This window comes from Acidobacteriota bacterium (assembly GCA_009691245.1).
Lineage (GTDB): Bacteria > Acidobacteriota > Terriglobia > 2-12-FULL-54-10 > 2-12-FULL-54-10 > SHUM01.
Genome location: SHUM01000012.1, coordinates 47,499 through 65,858, shown reverse-complemented (window position 1 = coordinate 65,858; position 18,360 = coordinate 47,499). Strand labels below are relative to the sequence as shown.

Here is an 18,360-nt window from a genome sequence, read left to right as displayed (position 1 = left end):
TCGGTATGAATTTCCTTTTCTTCTAGCCCAGGCCTTTAGGCCTGGGTCGGCGATTCCCTTAGTATTGCTTAGCCCCGTTTACGGGGCTTGCGCTGCGATGATCTCAATATGTCCTACAGTCTCCCTGTGCGAAGCCCCCTGAAGGGGGCTCTATTTCTGCCCGCACCGCATACCCAGGCCTAAAGGCCTGGGCTAGAAGAAAGTTTGCCGGTAAGTTTCAAACTGCCCCACTACTGCGAAAGAATAAAATGTGCGGAAAGCAGTTGGAGTGATTATCATGAGGTGAGTGCTCACCGAATGCTGGTTGAGCCTGTTGGGTTCGAGATAAATTATGACGAAGCGGACACTGTGCCAGATCACCCGAATCATCTCGATGCGCCAACTCACATCGAGCGTGCTCCTCTTGCTGCTGATCAGTGATTTAGGGCTGCATTTTGGCGAATCCTATTTCGCCATACCCGAGGATGATCTCCAGGCAGCAACGCAGCTTGTCGGCGGCTTGGCCGCGCCTCATGCCAGTGAATCGGGTTGCCCTATTCCCGGGCACTCGAATGATCCGTTTCACCATCATCATTTTCCGGGAGTCGTCGTTTCGGAAGGTTACCTCGCTCCAAGTGAAATGCGAAGCCATATGCTGTCCTCGCTGACTGAGTTGAGCGGCTCATCAATGAGCATCATGCATCCCGGTCGCGCCCCGTCCCTCGAATCCTGATCTCGTCCGACCTTCAAATCTAAAATCTAAAATTGCCCGAATCGGGAGGAATCATGCGGAGATTACTTATCTCATGTGTTTGTCTTATTGCTATGAGTCCATCTTTTCTATGGGGACAGGAAACGGTAAGCGCGGATGAGCGGTATCGCGCGCTGGAAGAGCGCATCCGTTCGCTCGAATCCGTGGTGGCATCACTGAAAACCGCGCTGGAGGCTTCGGGCGCGGCGGCGACTCCGGCAAGTGCGGCGACGGAGATTGCCGCCGCGCAGGCAGTGTCGCAGGCTCCTGAGTCTACCGCGCCGGCTCTCGGTGGTGCGGGCGGGATGGCGAAAGTCTTAAATCCCGACATCGGGGTTATCGGCAACTTCATCGGCGCGGCGGGGAGAAATCCCCTCGCTCCCGTCCCTGCCTTATCTCTTCACGAAAGTGAGTTTGCCTTCAAGGCGGTGGTTGATCCGTATGCCCGTGCTGATTTCTTCGTGGCCATTGGCGCGGAGGGAGCGGAGATCGAGGAAGGCTACCTTACCTTCACGGCGCTGCCGGGCGGGTTCCTGGGCAAAGTGGGTAGGATGCGCTCGAATTTCGGCAAGTTCAATCCGCTCCACAATCACCTGCTGCCCTGGGTGGATCGCCCGTTGATCTCCACCAACCTGTTGGGTGGAGACGAAGGCATCGTCGATGAAGGCCTGCACATCAGCCGCATTCTGCCCGCGCCCGCCGGACTATTTCTGGAAGGAAGCGCAGAACTCTATCAGGGCAATTCAGGAGAGCTATTCCAGTCCAGCCGTCGCAGCGATGTGAGCAGCATCTACCGCCTGCGCAGTTACAAAGACCTGAGTGAATCCACCAATCTGGAGGTGGCTGGTTCCTACGCGCGCGGCCACAATGATCAGAACAATTGGTGGTCCTGCTACTTCGATGGGACGGATACTTTCGCCCCAGATGGAAGTGGTGTGTCAGGCGGCCAGCCCGGTGCCGATGGAGTGAGCGTCGCCTTTCCGCCCTGCATTTTAGCGCGCGGCTACCTGAGCAGGGATTTTCACACGCAACTGACGGGCTTCGACGCCACGCTGCACTGGAAGCCGTTGCGCCGCGCCATCTATCATTCATTCATTGCGCGGGCGGAGGCGGTCTGGAGCCGACGTCAGGAAGAATTAGGGACGCAGCGCGCATTCGGTTTCTACGCCTCCGCCGATTACCAGCTCGCGCGCCGCTGGTTTACGGGAGCGCGAGTGGATTGGGCGGAGCGGGCTCGCGATGCCGCGATGCACGATAGCGCGCAGTCGTTGGTGCTAACGTACTGGCCGAGCGAGTTCAGTCAGATTCGCGGACAGCTCCGGCGTACTCGCTACGGCGAGGGGACCACGGCGAACGAGGTTCTATTCCAGTTCCAGTTCAACATCGGGGCGCACGGCGCGCACCCGTTTTAGTCGATATTTTTTATAAGGAGTACTCATGAAACAGAAACGGTTGTTCGTACAGAGAAGCGCGGTGGCGGTGCTGGCGGCGCTGCTCGTGCCTGCATTTGCGGTTTCCCCAGCAGCCGCGAAAAATCTAAATGTAATGACTACCACCGAGGACCTGGCGGCGCTGGCGCGCGAAGTCGGCGGGCAGCACGTGGTGGTGGACTCCATTGCTCGCGGCTATCAGGACCCGCATTTCGTGGAGGCCAAGCCGAGCTTTCTGTTGAAGCTACTGAAGGCCGACGTGCTGCTGGTGGTGGGACTCGATCTGGAGACCGGCTGGCTCCCGCCACTCATCACGCAGAGTCGGAACGCGCGCATTCAGCCCGGTGGAGCAGGGTACCATGATGCCTCCGCAGCGGCGGCCGTCCTTGATAAGCCGTCCGGGCAGGTGTCGCGCGCGATGGGTGACGTGCATCCGCTGGGCAATCCACATTACTGGCTCGATCCGGAAAACGGACGGCGCATCGCCAAAGCCATCGCGGAGCGATTCGCGCAACTTGATCCCGAGGACACCGCCTACTTCACGCAGCGTTTCCAGGATTTTGACCGTCGCTTGCAGGAGGCCGATAAACGCTGGCTGCAGGAGATGGCACCGCTAAAGGGAACCGCGGTTATCACCTATCACAGATCCTGGCCAAGCTTCGTTAATCACTTCGGAGTTGAGGTGGTGGGATACGTCGAGCCCAAGCCGGGCATCCCTCCAACCCCGGCCCATACGCTGGCGCTGATTAATCAAATGAAGAAAGATCAGATCAAGCTGATCCTGGTGGAGCCTTACTTCGACCTGAAAACGCCGAACGCCATCGCGCAACAATCCGGCGCAAAAGTCCTCGTCATGCTGCCTTCGGTGGGCGGGGTTCCGGAAGTGAAGGATTACCTGCAACTATTCGATTACAACATTCGGCTGCTGAAGATGGCACTGGGGCGCTAGTGATGGGCGAAAACAAGAGGAGAGTCCTGTGGATGTGCTCATGTTTTTGGCAGCACCGTTTGTAGCCAGCCTAATCCTGGCGGGTATTCACGCCTATCTGGGCGTGCACGTGGTTGAGCGTGGTGTCATCTTCGTGGATATCGCGCTGGCCCAGATCGCCGCGCTGGGTTCCACTATAGCCATTCTATATGGCTTGGACGCGCATGGCAGCGGTGCCTACTGGTTCAGCCTCATCTTCACTTTTCTGGGCGCGGCGGTTTTCTCCACCGTGAAGAGCCGGACCGGACGAATTCCGCAGGAGGCCATAATTGGGATTACCTACGCGGTGTCGTCCGCGGCGGCCATCCTGGCCATGAGCAAGGCCGTCGGCGAGACCGAGCATCTCAAAGACATGCTGGTGGGAAATATCCTGACTGTTTCCTGGCCGGAAGTAGGCCATACGGCTTTGCTCTACGCGGGCGTGGGAGTGTTTCACTATATTTTCCGCAAGAAGTTTCTGGCCATCTCGATGGATCCCCGCAAAGCCCAGGCCGATGGAATTTCAGTGCGTTGGTGGGATTTTCTGTTCTACGTTTCCTTTGGCATCGTCGTGACGTCTTCGGTTTCCATCGCGGGCGTTCTGCTGGTATTCTGTTACCTAATCGTGCCTTCAGTCGGAGCGATTCTGTTCACCGACAGCATCGGCAAGCGCCTTGCGATTGGCTGGACGATGGGTGCGGTAGTCTCTGCCTTGGGAGTTTACTTGTCGCTGGCGATCGATCTGCCCACCGGCGCTACCATCGCTTGCACTTTCGGGGCCGCATTGATCGTGATGGCTTCCGCGCGAGCAGTTTTCTTTCGCCATTAACGGAGTTGCCGTCTCTGCGCGAACGTAGCAGCGGCGAATCGTAGCTCCGTGAAATGCGTGTCAATCTCGAGCCGCTGCTCAACGTGAGTTTCTTGCGGCTTATGGGAACACTTCCTAGAAAGTTTGTCTGAATCCCCTCTCAAGATATTGTGGATCGGCTACCGATTATTCCAGTGCCTTGGGATGGTTGCTTACAATACTGAGCAGTCCGTCACTAGAGGGACCTCTGCGCTGCGTAGCTCAGCCTAATGAAATCAAATAGATATCCGCTATTGCTTGTGATGCAAAGCGGAACCCATAACCATCATTAGATGGTGCTAATTTTCAGTATTCTGGTTTTGAGTAGTGTGATTATTAGCCGTGCCTCTGAGAGTGTGATAGCGGTCTCAATGCTGGATAAGAATGGCATCGTGGTCAAATTCCATCGTTGCTTGGATCTGCGAATCTTGTTTCCCAGAGCTAACCAGCTAACTTACGTATGTGTGTGATGCCGAGGTGAAATAACGGGGAACATCCAAGAACAAGAAAATACCTTGTAAGGTATTTCCTTATTCCGATTCCCCAGACTACCTGACATCGGACGCGGCTTATTGGAAATCTGCGATTTGCCGCATTCTGATTGATAGATATGGACTCGTTCACCTTGGACAAATATTGAAAGGAGGACTTGATTGCCGTAGATAGTTGTTCATGGTTGCCGATCCAAGGCAAGAAATTGACAGCTTTACAACTCGGAGGAAAAGGTCATTTTATGCGTTTAACATCAGTCAGAAAAGACCCAACCAGTGCCCCCCTAATTCGTTCTGTCGCATCGCGTGCTAACCATCGTGGTTCGCATCGCTCACGGGCAACCGCCAGCCCATCTGCTCTGAACCCCCTAGCACTTTCCGTCCAACCTCGCAAAGAGCCAGACGCAGTGAAACCTGCGTCGGTCAGCAATACGCAGGATCAAACCCAGGTCCGGCATCTCACCGTAAAAGAAGCGGCCTATCGACTCCACAAGAGTCCGGGTGCGATCTATTCCTGGCTGCGCCGTGGTCGCCTTCATGCCTGGCAGCCCGGAGGTCCCGGCTGCATGATTTACATCATTGAGGCGTCTGTTGAGCGTGCCATGCATTTTCTGAACAGCCCCGTATGATCCCTGGACAAATTGCTCCTAATTCGTTTTCCTGATCTTACTTAATTCCTCAAGGAACAGCGGGAGACGGGCAGCCACGTGCGCTGACCGTCTCCCGGTCCAGTCTGCATTCCTCGCGCAATTCAGTCCTCGCGGCACCCGCTTGTTGCCAGAGATGAAATGGCTGGCTCATGGCAGGGCATTAGACGCGCGAATATGTTTCGATGGCGACCATTCGTGAACACCAAGCGGTGATCAGTTCGGCAACGGTTTGCCGCGCGTCTCCGGTGAAAAGGGGACTACGGCGAGGGCCACGAGGTACAGCAGTCCGAACAGGCTGGCCGTCACGCTGTAGCCTCCCAATCTGGTGATGAGTACGCCGGCGAATAGCGGCCCGAGAATCGAGACGAAGCGCGACACATTGAAGATGGTGCTTAAGGCTGAGCCACGCACCGCCGTGGGGAACAGCTCGGGCGGGTAAATGGCGAACCAGACGAACTGGCCTTGCGTGTAGAACCCATGAATGAAAGTTGCGATCATTAACGACCATGGCTCGCTGGCCCAAAGATAAACAGCAAAGGTGCTCAGCACTGAACCGCCAAAGTAGAACGCCAGCATGCCGCGGCGCCCGATGATGGAGTCGGCTAGATAGGATGCCGCGAGGTAGCCCGGTATCGCTCCCAGGGCGAAGGCCGCGCCCGCGAGCGATCCCCAATGAACGCTGGTGTGTCCGCCTGCGCGTGTAACCGACTCGACGTAGGCGGGTATCCACGTCGAGACAGCCCAGTAACTCACGATTGTTCCGAAAGACATGATCATGCACTTGATGAGCGGGCTACGCAGTTCGGGCTGGCGGAACAAAGCCACCATGGTGAACTGCCGCATGATTTTCTGATCTGCATTGCCTTGATCTGGCATATTCCTGGCCGCGCTGCTGCGCATCTGTTGTCGTTGGTGCATCTTGGCCAGGAAGCGCTCGGACTCCGGGACATTGCGCTTCGTGTAAGCCAGCAGGAAGAACCCCGGCAGCGCGCCGAGAAAGTATGGCCAGCGCCATCCTGCGTCGCCGGTGATGGGCTCCAGAAAAAACCAGAGCATGTTGGCGAGCACGCCGCCGACGCCGAACGCCGATTGCATCCAACTCTGTCCCTTGGAGCGCATTCCCTCAGGCCAGGACTCCGCGATGAGTGTCGCGCCCAGCCCCAACCCACCGCCGAGCGCCATGCCCGTTGCCAGGCGCGTAAACGCCAGCCATCCCCAGTGATCGACAAAACCAGTCAGCAGTGTGGAGATGGTGTAGATGAAGTAGCTCCATAGCATGGTGCGCTTGCGACCGATGTAGTCAGCGAGTACTCCGGAGGCCATGCCGCCGATGGAGCGGCCCGTCATGGTGGCGGCAAAGATGATGCCCGCGTACTCGGCGGCGTGGGCCATCTGTCCCGCTGGAAGAATGTCGCGCAGTGCCGGAGTCAGTGAGACGAAAAGGATGAACGTTTCATAGCCGTCGAAGAAGCGTCCGAACAGGCTGGCGAAGAGAATGTGCCAATGATGACGCTCCAGCGTTGCCCTGCCTGTGGTCAGCGGAGAATTAATTGCGGAAGATGGCATTGTGTAGTGGTGGAATACTCGTAAAGTGAATAGGATAACTCAGTCCATTGAGTGAGCGATAGCTCTGAACGGTACGGTCCCATCCCCCACGCACTCTCATCCTGAGTGCAGCGTCGGATATGCTGTGGCCTTCCATTTGGCGAAATGCAGATACTTCGCAGGGCTCCGGATGGCAGTGTAATGGTATTTCCTGCGCTCCCATTCGGGGTAAACTAAAAAGATGGAACGAGTGATTAAACCTTCGAAGACGCTGTCCGGCGCGCTGCGGCTGCCCGGAGACAAATCGATTTCGCATCGCTACGGCCTCCTTGCCGCAATTGCCACAGGCGAGACGCGCATCCGCAACTATGCGCCCGGAGCGGACTGCGCCTCCACGCTGGCCTGCGTTGCGCAACTGGGCGCGGGTGTCGAGCGCAAACCTGTGCAGACCGCTGATGGCCTGACTGTCGAAGATATTGTGATCACTGGTCGCGGCTTGCGCGGCCTGACGGAATCCGCGCAGACGTTGGATGCTGGCAACTCCGGCTCGACGATGCGCATGTTGAGCGGCATTCTTGCCGGCCAGAATTTCCGCAGCGTGATCACCGGCGATGAGTCTCTGCAGCGGCGACCGATGCGCCGCATCATGTACCCGCTCGCGCAGATGGGCGCGAAAATCCAGGCCACGAACGACAACTTTCCTCCGCTGGCGATAGAAGGAACTGCGCTGCGCGGCATCGACTATTTGCTTCCCGTTGCCAGCGCGCAGGTGAAGAGCGCGGTGCTGCTGGCGGGGTTGCTGGCGGAAGGCGAGACGACGGTTAGCGAGCCGGTTGTCACCCGCGACCACACCGAGATCGCGCTGACGCAGTTCGGTGCGGCCATCGCACGCGCTCCGCGCCGGACGATGGTTCGCGGCGGACAATTGCTTTATGGGCAGCGCTTGGAGGTTCCTGGGGATTTGTCTTCGGCGGCGTTCTTCCTGTGCGCGGCGCTGATGCTGCCTGATTCCAATCTCTATCTGCAAGGCGTGGGATTGAATCCGACGCGCACGGAGCTGCTCGATTTTCTTGCCTCGCTTGGCGCAAAGGTTCAGATGCTGAATCTTTCCGAGGTCAGCGGCGAACTAATCGGCGATTTACACGTCAGCCGTGAGGGCAATGCCAGGTTGCAGGGTGGTCGCATCGAGGGCGAGATGGTGGCGGGCCTGATTGACGAGATACCCGTGCTGGCGATACTGGGAACTCAGACGCAAGACGGGCTGGAGTTGCGCGACGCGAAAGAGTTGCGCATCAAGGAGACCGACCGCATCGAGACCGTCGCACAAAATCTGCGTCGCATGGGCGCCGAGATAGAAACGCTGCCGGACGGATTCAACATTCCCGGCAAGCAGACGCTGCAAGGAACCGAACTCGATTCCTTCGGCGACCATCGCATCGCCATGGCCTTTGCCGTTGCCGCATTGGTAGCGCAGGGCGAGTCGCGCATTAAGGACGCGGACGCGGCGGTGGTGTCGTATCCCGGCTTCTATGATGATCTGAGCCGGGTGTCTGAGTGACCCTGTTACTTTGAGGTCGTCATTCCGAGCGAAGCGAGGAACCTGCTTTCCCATACTTCCTCATGAAATGCAAAAGCAGGTTCCTCGTTGCGCTCGGAATGACGACTATGGAATAATGCGGAGCACCCCTAGAACTCTTCCTTGAGTTCCAGCAGTTGCTGCAGATCGATGGTACGCGCGGGCAGGTCGAAACGGAAGTGGAGTTGCGGCCCTTCGGGCGCGATGCCCAACTGCTGCGCCAACTCCTCACGTAACACGCTTATCTTACCGCCCAACACGGTCATCAATGGAATCACGCTGGGAATCTCGCCTTCGGGAATGGTGAAGTAATCCTTGTCGAACACCACGAAATCAGCGAGCTTGCCCGGCTCCAGCGTGCCGATCTGTTTCTCGCGCAACAAGTAGGGCGCGGCCCACACGGTGGACATCTTCATCAGCGTTACGCGATCCACAGCCTCTTTCTGGGCAACCACGAAACCATCGGAGCGCTTGCGCGTGATGAAGGGGTAGTAGCGCGCGAACGCCGTGGGCACGGCCGCTTCCATGCCGTTGCCGCCGCCTTCATTGGCCACCATCAGGCCGCCGGAGATCATGCTGCGGATGGGCGTGATACGGTCGGCGTACTGCTCGCCATAGATGCGCAGGTACGCTCCCATGTCTTCAATCTGTGAAGCCCCACAACTGAAGGCCATGCCGAAACGCGCCATGCGCGGAATCTGATCAGCGCGGGGATAGAAGCCGCAGTGGTCTGAAGTGATGCGCAGCGAGCGAATATAATCGAGCGTGATGCTGGGATCATCGGCCATCACCTTGTCGACGATGTCCATGAAGATGTCGAGACTCTTGTCGCCCTTCACATGATTAATCACGTAGCGCAGCCGCGAGCGCAGCGCCGTGTAGATGGAGTCGTAGTAGTGCGTGCCGGGCACGGTGCGGCACAGCTCCAACTTTTTGATTTCGGGCGGCGCGGCGATGGTGCTGCAGAAGTTGGGCGGGTCAGTGTCCAAGCCGCCGAGCGTTACGCCGATGTTCCACATAGTGTCATTGCCGAGACCCGCGGCGTCGCCGAGGCGGAAGAAGCAGCCTTCGATGTCGGCGGAGGTCATCTGGCAGAAGCGGTGTGTGAAGGCGTAGCGCACGGGGAGGCGGCCTTGGCGCGATAGCATCAGGTAGCCATCGTGAATCGGGAAGCCGGTGGAGTGCGAGCTGAACGTCGTGAATCCCAGGGCGGAGAAGTGGTTGAGACCGTCTTCAAGTATGTCGGCCATCAGTGGGACGCGCGGGCGAAAGTATATCTCCGTAAGCAGCGCGCGGCTGAACTGCGGCGTGGTGAGCGCAAGAGCTTCATTCTCATCAGTCGGTTTGACGTGAAACAGTTTTAGGAAGGCGTCGCGGCCCGCGGTGTTCATCAGGAACGCGCCTTCAGATTCAATATAGACAGGCGTGGTGGGCGCGATGCTGTCAAGCTTTGCGCGCGTGATATGCTTTGCTGAAATAAACTCCTTGCCGATGCCGCGCTTCTTGGGGCCGGGCAGGTCAATGGTGATCCACTGGCCGGGCTTGAGCTGCGGAGCATTGTCTTTGAACAGCACCGTAATCCCCGCCGTGAGTTCGTCGAAGCTGCGACCGCTCACCGTGAACTGCTTGCGGTAAGTGAATATCTCCTGAGGATGCTTGCGCGCCCATTCGCCGACGTAGATGTCATGCAGATGATTGTGCGTGTCAATCAGGCCGGGAACAACCGTGCGCCCCTTCAGATCAAACTTGCGCGTGCGTGGACCGGCGTAAGCGAGTATCTGTGCGTTGGTTCCCAGCTGTTGTATCCGATCACCGCGCACAGCCATCGCTTGATAGACGCGGCCCACCGAAGTGTTCACCTGCGGATCATCCATCGAGACAATCTTGGCGTTGTGGATAATCAGGTCGGGGTACTGCACCAACTCCTGCGGCACGCGCACCATCTGCTGCGCATGGGCCTCGGCGAGAACAATGAACAGCACGGAGAGATACCATGCGAGGCTCAAACCGGCTCGGTAGACATGCTGGAACAGGGACAGTAATATACTGCCATGCAGACCAAGTTGTGACATGTGATGAACACCCATCTCAGGATTGCGTCTGGGCTGGTGCGGCAATCCCATTCATTATAATCCCACTCGTATTGTGAGTTGGTGAAAGTAGGGAAGCGGATTACAATAGGCGCAGGTGCACGCAGGTATTGGAGCAGGGACAAGGAGTCACTCGGCCATGATTTCCAAAATCAGAACTATAGGAATCGCTAATTGCTTGATGGGATCGGTGATGGTTTTGGCGTTTGCCGTAGGGCTTTGGCACGGTGGCAGTGTTGCGACTGCATACGCCCAGTCCTCCAGCGCCATTCCGGTGGCTATGGTGGCTGGGGAGCCGGTCTTCGAGAAGGAGTTCCAGGTCCAGGTCCGCCCGCAGGTCTATAAGTTGCAGTTGCAGGAATACACGGTGCGCAAGAAGGCGCTGGACGATGTAATCAACAATAAATTGCTAAAGGCCGAGGCGGATCGGATAGGGATCAAAGAAGACGAGTTGCTCAAGCGCGAGGCCGATTCAAAGATCAAGCCGCCAACGGATGAAGAAGTGGAAGACAACTTCGTGCAAATGATGTTTCAGGGCGGCGGGAACGTCACGAAGGAACATGTCCGCGAGCAATTGCTGCAACAGTTTTTGGGCGAAGCGCGGGGCGAATACTTTGCCGGACTGCGCGCCAAGGCGGGCGTGATGCTGCTGCTCTCGCCGCCGCGTATGCCGGTGGACATTGATATGCAACGCATTCGTGGTAATCCCGATGCGCCGATTACCATTCTGGAGTTCTCTGACTTTCAATGCCCCTACTGCCTGCAAGCGTATACCACGGTGAAGGAAGTGCTAAAGAAGTACGAAGGCAAAGTGAAGCACTCCTACCGTGATCTGCCTTTACGCGAGGCGGGCGGCGATGATGATGGATCCCCCGGTACTGCCGATGCGGCGCGTTGCGCGCAGGAGCAGGGCAAATTCTGGGAGTATCACGATCTGCTCTTCGAGAATCAGGATGACACCGGCAGCCGCGTATTTCTCAGCTACGCGGAGATGCTGAAGATCAATATGGAGCAGTATAGCGCCTGCCTGGAGACTCGTAAGTTTCGTGAGCCGATACAGGCTGATTTCCGCGAGGGAGTGAGCTTGGCCATTCCCGGTACGCCATTTTTCTACATCAACGGCATCCCGCTCAACGGCGCGCGACCCCAGCAGGAGTTCGTCGCGATTATTGACGCGGAGCTGGCCCGGTTGGAGATGGCCGCGAAGAAATAACTCTGCCGAATCCGACTATTTCGCCATCAGGCTGGCTGCTGCTTTTTCCTGATGGGAAGTATCCGCATATTTTTCCATGGGTGCCAGCGGCGGTTTGAGCAGATCACTCTCTGCCATCAATTCCAGCACCTGCTGGAAACCTGAGCGGCTGATGGCCGCCTTCGGTATCAATCCCGTTTTCACGAAAGCATCGTAACTTCCCGGCCAGGATTTCGGATCGATCTTTACGCGCCGCGCCGCGATGGCGATGGCCTCATCGCGATTGCTGGCGTCGAGCAGCCAATCGACCGCGCGGATGTAGGCGCGCAGATACTTCACCAGCGTGGCTTCATTTTGTTTGGCCCAATCGCGGCGCGCGCCGCCGGAGGAGCCGGGGAAATCGGGGAAGTGCTCGGCCAGGCTGGTAAGGCGGGTGAGACCATCGGCAACGGCTTCGAGGCTCGCCGGCGGATTCATGTAAGTGGCCTGCGCGCGACCCTCGATCACGGCCTTCAGGCGAAACTCCGGCCCTCCAGAATCCCCCTGAATCACGTAATCGCCCGGCTTGAGGCCATTCTGCGCCAGCACCTTGCGATAGAGCAGCCAATAGCCAGTGGTGAGTTGATCGAGAGCGATGGTCTTGCCGCGCAGGTCGGAGTAGTTGCGAATGCCCGGCGTTACGATGAAATCAAAGATGGGCCGCGAGATGGTCATGAAGACAAAGAAGTTCCGGCCCTGCTCGACCGACTTCACGAAGTGGTCGGCGGCCTGGTGCGTGATCTCCAACTCACCGCTGGCCAATGCATCGAGTTGCTTGATGGACTCGCCGGTGACCACCACCTTCACATCCAGACCTTCTTCGCGGAAGTAGCCGTTGGCTTCGGCCACCCACATGGGCCAGTTGTTGGCGGACTCGCTAATCACGCCCACGCGCAGCGTCTGGACAAGCGACTGGGCCAGCGGCTGGGCCTGAAGCGTGCCGCCCGCCAGGCAAAGAACCAGCAACCAACCAGTCCATGACAAGCGCATAAATTGAATCATAGGCATTCCTCCAATTTAGACCGATAATGGATGATATGCCGCTTGACTTGTTTAACCCAAAGTAATAATGTTTCGTTAGAGTTAGGGTCTATCTAGAGAATAATCGGGTGATTTCCTCGCGGGCTGAGGAAATCCGGTGGCCAACAGGATTTACGGATGAGGGCATTATTTTTGTGGGCCTCTTTGGATTGCTTCTGAAAGCCATTCAGTAACCGGAGGTTCTCCATTCAATTGAGGATAGAAACTGGACGAGTCGAAATGAGTCAGGGGAGGGTGAATATGCGTACTTTGCGAATCTGGCTGGCAATGAGCGTGGTGCTACTGATGGCTGCGGCATCCTATGCGCAGGTAACCACCGGAACTATTTCCGGCGTGGTGATGGATAGCTCCGGCGCGGTCCTGCCGAATACCAAGATTGAAATTACGAATGAAGGCACCGGAGTTGTTCGCGTTGTGGAATCCAACGCCACTGGGCGTTATGTAGCTCCAATGCTGCCGGTTGGCAACTACAAGCTAAACGCAGTGAAGGAAGGTTTCCAGACGGAGATTCGCAGCGGCATCGTGCTCACCGTCGGTCGCGAAGCCGCCGTGGACGTTCATCTGCAAGTCGGCGCGGTCTCGCAGACCATTGAAGTCACCGGTGAAGCCGCTCTGGTGCAGACCACCGAGGCCACCGTCAGCTACACGGTGGAAAGCTCCACCATCCGCGAGCTGCCTTTGAACGGCCGCGACCTCAGCCAGTTGATTCTACTGCAGCCTGGCGTTACGCAATCGAACACGGCGGGCGGCGAGGCCTACAACGGCTACGGCAAACGTATCAGCATCTCCGGCATGAGGGGCGAAGACAACACCTATCTGCTCGACGGCGGACTGATCGGCGATCACCGCCGGCACATTCCCGCCGGACCCTCCGGCGCTCTGCTAGGCCTTGAAGCAGTGCAAGAGTTCCAAGTGCTGACCAACGCCTTCGGCGCGCAGTACGGTCGCGCGCTGGGCGGCGTGTTCAACGCCGTGTCCAAGTCCGGCACCAACGAATTCCACGGTAGCGCGTATGACTATCTGCGCAACAGCGCGCTCGACGCCCGCAACTTCTTCGATAAGCAGGAAGACGAGAACGATCCCCGCCTGCCTCCCTTCCGTCGCAACCAATTCGGCGCGACCGGGGGCGGTCCAATTCAACGCGACAAGTCTTTCTTCTTCCTTGCCTATGAAAGCACCCGCGAAGTGCTTTCCGAAACACTCGCGCCCCTCACTATGGATGCCGATTGGCGTCAGGGACGGCGTCTGGGACCAATAGGCACTCTCGGGAGTCAGACTATCGGAATGGTCCAGGAAGTCAACCCGACTGCTGCCCAGCAGAGTCTGATGGCGCCGTATGTCAGACAATGGCCGTTCCCGAGTTCGCAGGGTCGCCAGTTTACCCGGAACGTAGTTTTGAACCAGGGCCAGCCAAACCAGAGCACCGTGTCTGTCCTGAGCGGTGTACAGGAATTAATTTGGGAGTACAAGAAACCAACGATCGAGCATTATGGCTTGTCGCGCGTGGACCTGCCAGCGCTGACCGAAAAGGACTCCATCTTCGGGCGATTCATTGGATCGAACTCTCAGGGTACGCAGGCGGAAACTTTCCCAGGCTTTGAACAGTCGTCCAACAACGGGTCGTGGGCGCTGACTCTATCAGAAACGCACATTGTTTCTCCGATGGCCTTGAATACAGCCCGCTTCCACTTCAGTCGCGTGGTTCCCTTTGACACCGGGAATGCTCCAGCTCCCGGACAAGGAATTGCAGTGGTGCCGGGACAGGCGGATGCTCCCGAGTTGACGGTTACCGGGTTGACAGGCTACGGCGGCGGCGGCTTTGCCACCAAGCCCACCTTCATGATCGCCAATCGCTTCACTTATCAGGACGACATGACTTGGAGGAAGGGCAATCACGGGCTGCAGTTCGGCGGCTTCATCGAGCGCCTACAACTGAACAGCCGTAAGGACAATCGCGGGTGGGGGGTATGGACATTCACCAGCGTCAATAACCTGCTGCTTGGTACCCCTGGTACCTATCGTGGAGCCATTCCCAATTTCTCGGGTGAAACCTACCGGCGCGGTTTCCGGCAGTGGTTCATGGCTCTATACATCCAGGACGACTGGCGCGTCACGGATCGCTTCACGTTGAACATGGGAGTCCGCTGGGAGCCCTACACGATTCCGACGGAAGTAAACGGACTGATCTCCAACCTGCGCTATCACACCGATACAGAACCGAGCGTTGGTGATCCCTATTGGATCAATCGGTCCTGGGGAGACATTGGACCGCGCCTGGGCATTGCTTGGACTCCTTTTGCCAGTGGGAAGACTTCGGTGCGCGCCGGATTTGGCATCCTCTATGCTCCAAATGATCCCAACACGTTCTACAACCAGATGGATCGCAATCCGCCGTTTGGCTACGATTTCACGCTGCCCATCGCTAACGCCGCGGCAAGCCAGTTCCCCAACGCCAGAGCCCAGATAGGGACTCAACGCAGCCCGGCCTATGCGCTGCCGTATGAAGACAATGATTCTTCCCGCGCCATTCATTGGAACTTCAATATCCAGCAGCAGCTCAGTGGAGATAGCTTATTGACGGTGGGGTACGCCGGCAATCGGGCCAACCATCTTATCTCCGTCGGCGATTTGAACACGCCGCGGGCATTCTACAATGGCCGGTCACTGGAGCTGCCCGCCAACGCCAGTCTGGTGAATCCCGCATGGCCTTCCATCAACTTTTTCGCTAATAACACCAACTCCTTTTACAACTCGCTACAGATGTCCTACCAGAAGCGTTTTTCGAGCGGGTTGCAGGCGGCCATGTCCTACACCTGGTCGAAGAATCTGGCGGGCGCCGATAGCGGTCAGACTGGTGGCGGTGTATCCGGCGGCGGCGGACGGCAGAAGGTTCCTTACGATGCATCCGCGCAGTGGGGCTTGAGCGGCTACGATTTCCGCCACATGCTCTCCTTCAACTACTCCTATGACATTCCCGCCGTACCCGGATTGAGCGGGATCCTTGGATCGATCTTCTCGGGTTGGCGCACCAGCGGCGTGCTGAGCGCGAAAACTGGACAACCGCTCAACCTTGTGGCAAGTGTGGCGACGGCGCTGCCTGCCGCCGGTACAGGTGCAACGGCAACTTGCTGTAGCTTGAATCAGTTGGCTGTGAATCCGCGTTCGCCAAACCTCGGCCGCACAGATGGTGAGACCACTGTTTTGTCCGATGGCCGCGATCCTAACGCCTACATCGATGTAACGGCCTACGACGCTCCCGGGCTGCGCGAGCTGGGTAATCTGGGCAGAAACACCATGATCGGCCCCGGCTCGATCACCTGGAATCCTGGGATTACCAAGCGAATAACCATCACTGAATCCACCAACCTTGAATTCCGGACGGAGTTCTTCAACGTCTTGAACCGGGCCAACTTCGGTCCCCCCGCCAACAATCTCTTTAATGCGGCAGGGGCACGAGTCGACACCGCTGGAGTTATCAGCACCACCAACACCACTTCGCGTCAGGTGCAGTTCGCTCTGAAGCTGAACTGGTAGTTCGCCATGCTAAATGGCGGAGCGTGCGACTTGGGTCGCGGCTACCGCTGATCTTAAAACTTGACGGGGCATTCGGTCCGCCAGTACTCTCTACTGGCCGTGGCTAGAATGCCCCGGTGTTTTTGTGCCCCTTTCAAATCGGCCATTCGGATAGGAACGTCATTCGTTCGCGAATTCATGGAGGTGTGAAGATGTTTGCATCGAATCGCAAGAGCGGCTTGCCCGTCATCCTGATGCTGCTGTGCCTGACGACTGGTTCGGGTGGTTATCTGCGCGCGCAGTCGCCCACGCTGGTTCTGCACAACGGCAAGGTGCTGACAGTGGACAAGAATTTCTCCATCGCGGCTCTGTTTTGCTAGGACTTCACGCGGTAGCGCACTTCAAACGTGGTGCAGCCATTGGGGGATTGCCACGGCCCGTGGTTCATGCCCGGCGGGCGGCAGGCGTACATGCCCGCGGTGAACTCCTTGCCCAGCGGCAGGTCGATGATCGATCCTTCCAGGATGTAGACTTCTTCCCAGAAATCATGAACCACCACGCCGTTCGCCGAAGTGTCCGTGCCCGGCGCAAAGGTGAGCATCCGAGTGGCCACGTTGTTCTCCGCGTCGCGCGCCAGGATGCGCTCGGTGAGGCCATCTATGGGGCCGGGACAGCGGGTCCACCCAATATCCGAGGTGGGGAAAAACTCCAGTTCAGGCTTGCTCACTTCTTCACTCCTTTTCGCGATGTCGATTCGCCAGTGCCGATTTACGCGTCGGGCAAGCCGTAGCTCGAGAGAAATTCATCGACGCTGCCCACCGCTTCGTCGTACCCATAATTGCGGTAGGCGTAGCCGCGTGAGATGAACGGCGCGCCTGCGTAGAACATCTCGTACTGTGTGTGCCGACCCGCGAACTCCGAGCCGATCATGTCCCAGGCCAGCTTGAACAGTTTGATCCGCTCGTCGTAGGTCGCGCGCGGCGATTGCAGGTAGCGTTCGAAATCCGGGCGTGTCTCCGGGTTGGTCAGGTCTTTGTAGGAGGAAGGAAGCTGGATCACTCCGCCGCCGGCCAGCTCGCGCAGGATGGAGATGGCGCGCGGATAGATCTCCGCTTGCAGGCCCATCGACCCATACAGGAAGCGCGCATTCGGCTTGGCCACTCCGTGCTTGTCGATAGTGCAAGCAGCCTCGGCGGCGATCACCATGCCTTCGACAATCGCCGCCAGCGAGGCCATCTCACCCAGCTTCTCCTGCACTGACGGGATCACGTCAATGCCGTTGACATGCGCAATTTTGCGCGCTACTCCGGCGATGAACTTCATCTTGGCGATAAGCCGCACCTGCGACTGATGATTGCCCAGCAAGTGCGCGGCTGTGTCGAAAAACTGATTGCGCAGCTTCTCGACATCGCGATAAACAAATGTGTTCTCCCACGGGACGAACACATCGTCGAAGACGATCAACGCGTCGGTCTCATCAAAGCGCGTGGAAAGTGGATAGTCGAACTGGCTGGGTTGGCCTGGAGCATAAGGACGCCGACAATAAATCTTCAACCCGCGCGTATTCACCGGCAGCACGAACGACAGCGCGTAACGCTCATCGGCAGGCGCAAGCGGCTTGATGCAACTGACGAACAGATAGTCAGAGACCGAGGTGGATGTGCCCAGCATCTGCGAGCCGCGCACGACAAAACCGCCTTCGCGTTCTTCCAGCACCCCCACCTGCAGCAGCTCTTCCTTCCACGCATGGGCCGTGGTCGCGCGGTCAATCTGCGGCGGGATGATCACATAGCTGACATACAAACTTTCTTCCAGCAGCTTCTGATAGAAGGCCGTAACATTGCGGCCATACTCGCGGTCCGGTTTATCAAACGTCTCCGGCGAGCTGGCGAACCCGGCCATGAATCCGCCGACGTGATCCGGGCTGCGTCCCACCCAGCCCTTGGTAAGATTGGCCCAGCGCGCGATGGCCTGCCGCCGCTCCTGTAACTCGGCGGCGGAGCGGGGAATCATAAAGACTTTATTGGCTTCGCCGTCTGTGTGCGGGGAGTGGAAGAGCATCCCATTGGCAGGGTCGGCGGCGTAGTCATAGAGCGAGCCGACAGTGCGGGCGATCCCCTCGAAGGCCGGGTGTGCAGCGACGTTCGCGACGCGCTTGCCGTCTATGAATACACTTCTGCCGTCGTCGAGCGAATCAATGTACTGGCGACCTGTCCTCATGGTGAATCCTTCTGAGCGGTTAAATTATC

General features: G+C 57.8%; 12 protein-coding genes. 7 read left to right on the top strand and 5 right to left on the bottom strand.

Translation table 11 applies throughout. The features are described 5' to 3' along the window. The first annotated feature begins 373 nt into the window (after positions 1-373). The 4 genes from EXQ56_04790 to EXQ56_04775 all read left to right on the top strand — a co-directional run bounded on the left by EXQ56_04790 (position 374) and on the right by EXQ56_04775 (position 3,956). A complete protein-coding gene (locus EXQ56_04790) occupies positions 374-712 on the top strand; it encodes a hypothetical protein (GenBank protein ID MSO19770.1) in 339 nt (112 codons plus the stop codon). 92 nt (positions 713-804) lie between these two features. Further along, a complete protein-coding gene (locus EXQ56_04785; protein MSO19769.1) occupies positions 805-2,142 on the top strand; it encodes a hypothetical protein in 1,338 nt (445 codons plus the stop codon). A gap of 25 nt (positions 2,143-2,167) precedes the next feature. Further along, entirely contained in the window at positions 2,168-3,109 is a 942-nt protein-coding gene (locus tag EXQ56_04780; protein ID MSO19768.1) for a zinc ABC transporter substrate-binding protein, read from the top strand. A 28-nt stretch (positions 3,110-3,137) separates the two neighbouring features. Further along, positions 3,138-3,956 carry a metal ABC transporter permease gene (locus tag EXQ56_04775; protein MSO19767.1) on the top strand — a complete coding sequence of 273 codons (819 nt, stop codon included), beginning with the start codon at positions 3,138-3,140 and terminating at the stop codon, positions 3,954-3,956. 1,372 nt (positions 3,957-5,328) lie between these two features. On the opposite strand, the gene EXQ56_04770 is transcribed toward EXQ56_04775, so the two are convergent. Continuing rightward, positions 5,329-6,681 carry an MFS transporter gene (locus EXQ56_04770; GenBank protein ID MSO19766.1) on the bottom strand — a complete coding sequence of 451 codons (1,353 nt, stop codon included), beginning with the start codon at positions 6,679-6,681 and terminating at the stop codon, positions 5,329-5,331. Positions 6,682-6,901: 220 nt separating this feature from the next. Here EXQ56_04770 and aroA point away from each other — a divergent pair, with 220 nt between their 5' ends. Beyond that, positions 6,902-8,218: a 3-phosphoshikimate 1-carboxyvinyltransferase gene (gene aroA / locus EXQ56_04765; protein MSO19765.1), complete on the top strand. Its 1,317-nt coding sequence runs from the start codon at positions 6,902-6,904 to the stop codon at positions 8,216-8,218. A 128-nt stretch (positions 8,219-8,346) separates the two neighbouring features. Here aroA and EXQ56_04760 read toward each other — a convergent pair whose 3' ends face one another. Further along, on the bottom strand, positions 8,347-10,359 hold the full coding sequence (locus EXQ56_04760; protein ID MSO19764.1) for a hypothetical protein: 2,013 nt from the start codon (positions 10,357-10,359) through the stop codon (positions 8,347-8,349). A gap of 106 nt (positions 10,360-10,465) precedes the next feature. Here EXQ56_04760 and EXQ56_04755 point away from each other — a divergent pair, with 106 nt between their 5' ends. Further along, complete coding sequence (locus EXQ56_04755) at positions 10,466-11,539, top strand: hypothetical protein (GenBank protein ID MSO19763.1); 1,074 nt, start codon at positions 10,466-10,468, stop codon at positions 11,537-11,539. 15 nt (positions 11,540-11,554) lie between these two features. Here the strand turns inward: EXQ56_04755 and EXQ56_04750 are convergent, their stop codons facing one another. Further along, entirely contained in the window at positions 11,555-12,565 is a 1,011-nt protein-coding gene (locus EXQ56_04750) for an ABC transporter substrate-binding protein (GenBank protein ID MSO19762.1), read from the bottom strand. A gap of 252 nt (positions 12,566-12,817) precedes the next feature. Here EXQ56_04750 and EXQ56_04745 point away from each other — a divergent pair, with 252 nt between their 5' ends. Next, on the top strand, positions 12,818-16,132 hold the full coding sequence (locus EXQ56_04745) for a hypothetical protein (GenBank protein ID MSO19761.1): 3,315 nt from the start codon (positions 12,818-12,820) through the stop codon (positions 16,130-16,132). Between the two features lie 355 nt (positions 16,133-16,487). Here the strand turns inward: EXQ56_04745 and EXQ56_04740 are convergent, their stop codons facing one another. Next, positions 16,488-16,838: a cupin gene (locus EXQ56_04740; protein MSO19760.1), complete on the bottom strand. Its 351-nt coding sequence runs from the start codon at positions 16,836-16,838 to the stop codon at positions 16,488-16,490. A 41-nt stretch (positions 16,839-16,879) separates the two neighbouring features. Next, on the bottom strand, positions 16,880-18,331 hold the full coding sequence (locus tag EXQ56_04735; GenBank protein ID MSO19759.1) for a 4-hydroxyphenylacetate 3-hydroxylase: 1,452 nt from the start codon (positions 18,329-18,331) through the stop codon (positions 16,880-16,882). Between the last annotated feature and the right edge of the window lie 29 nt (positions 18,332-18,360).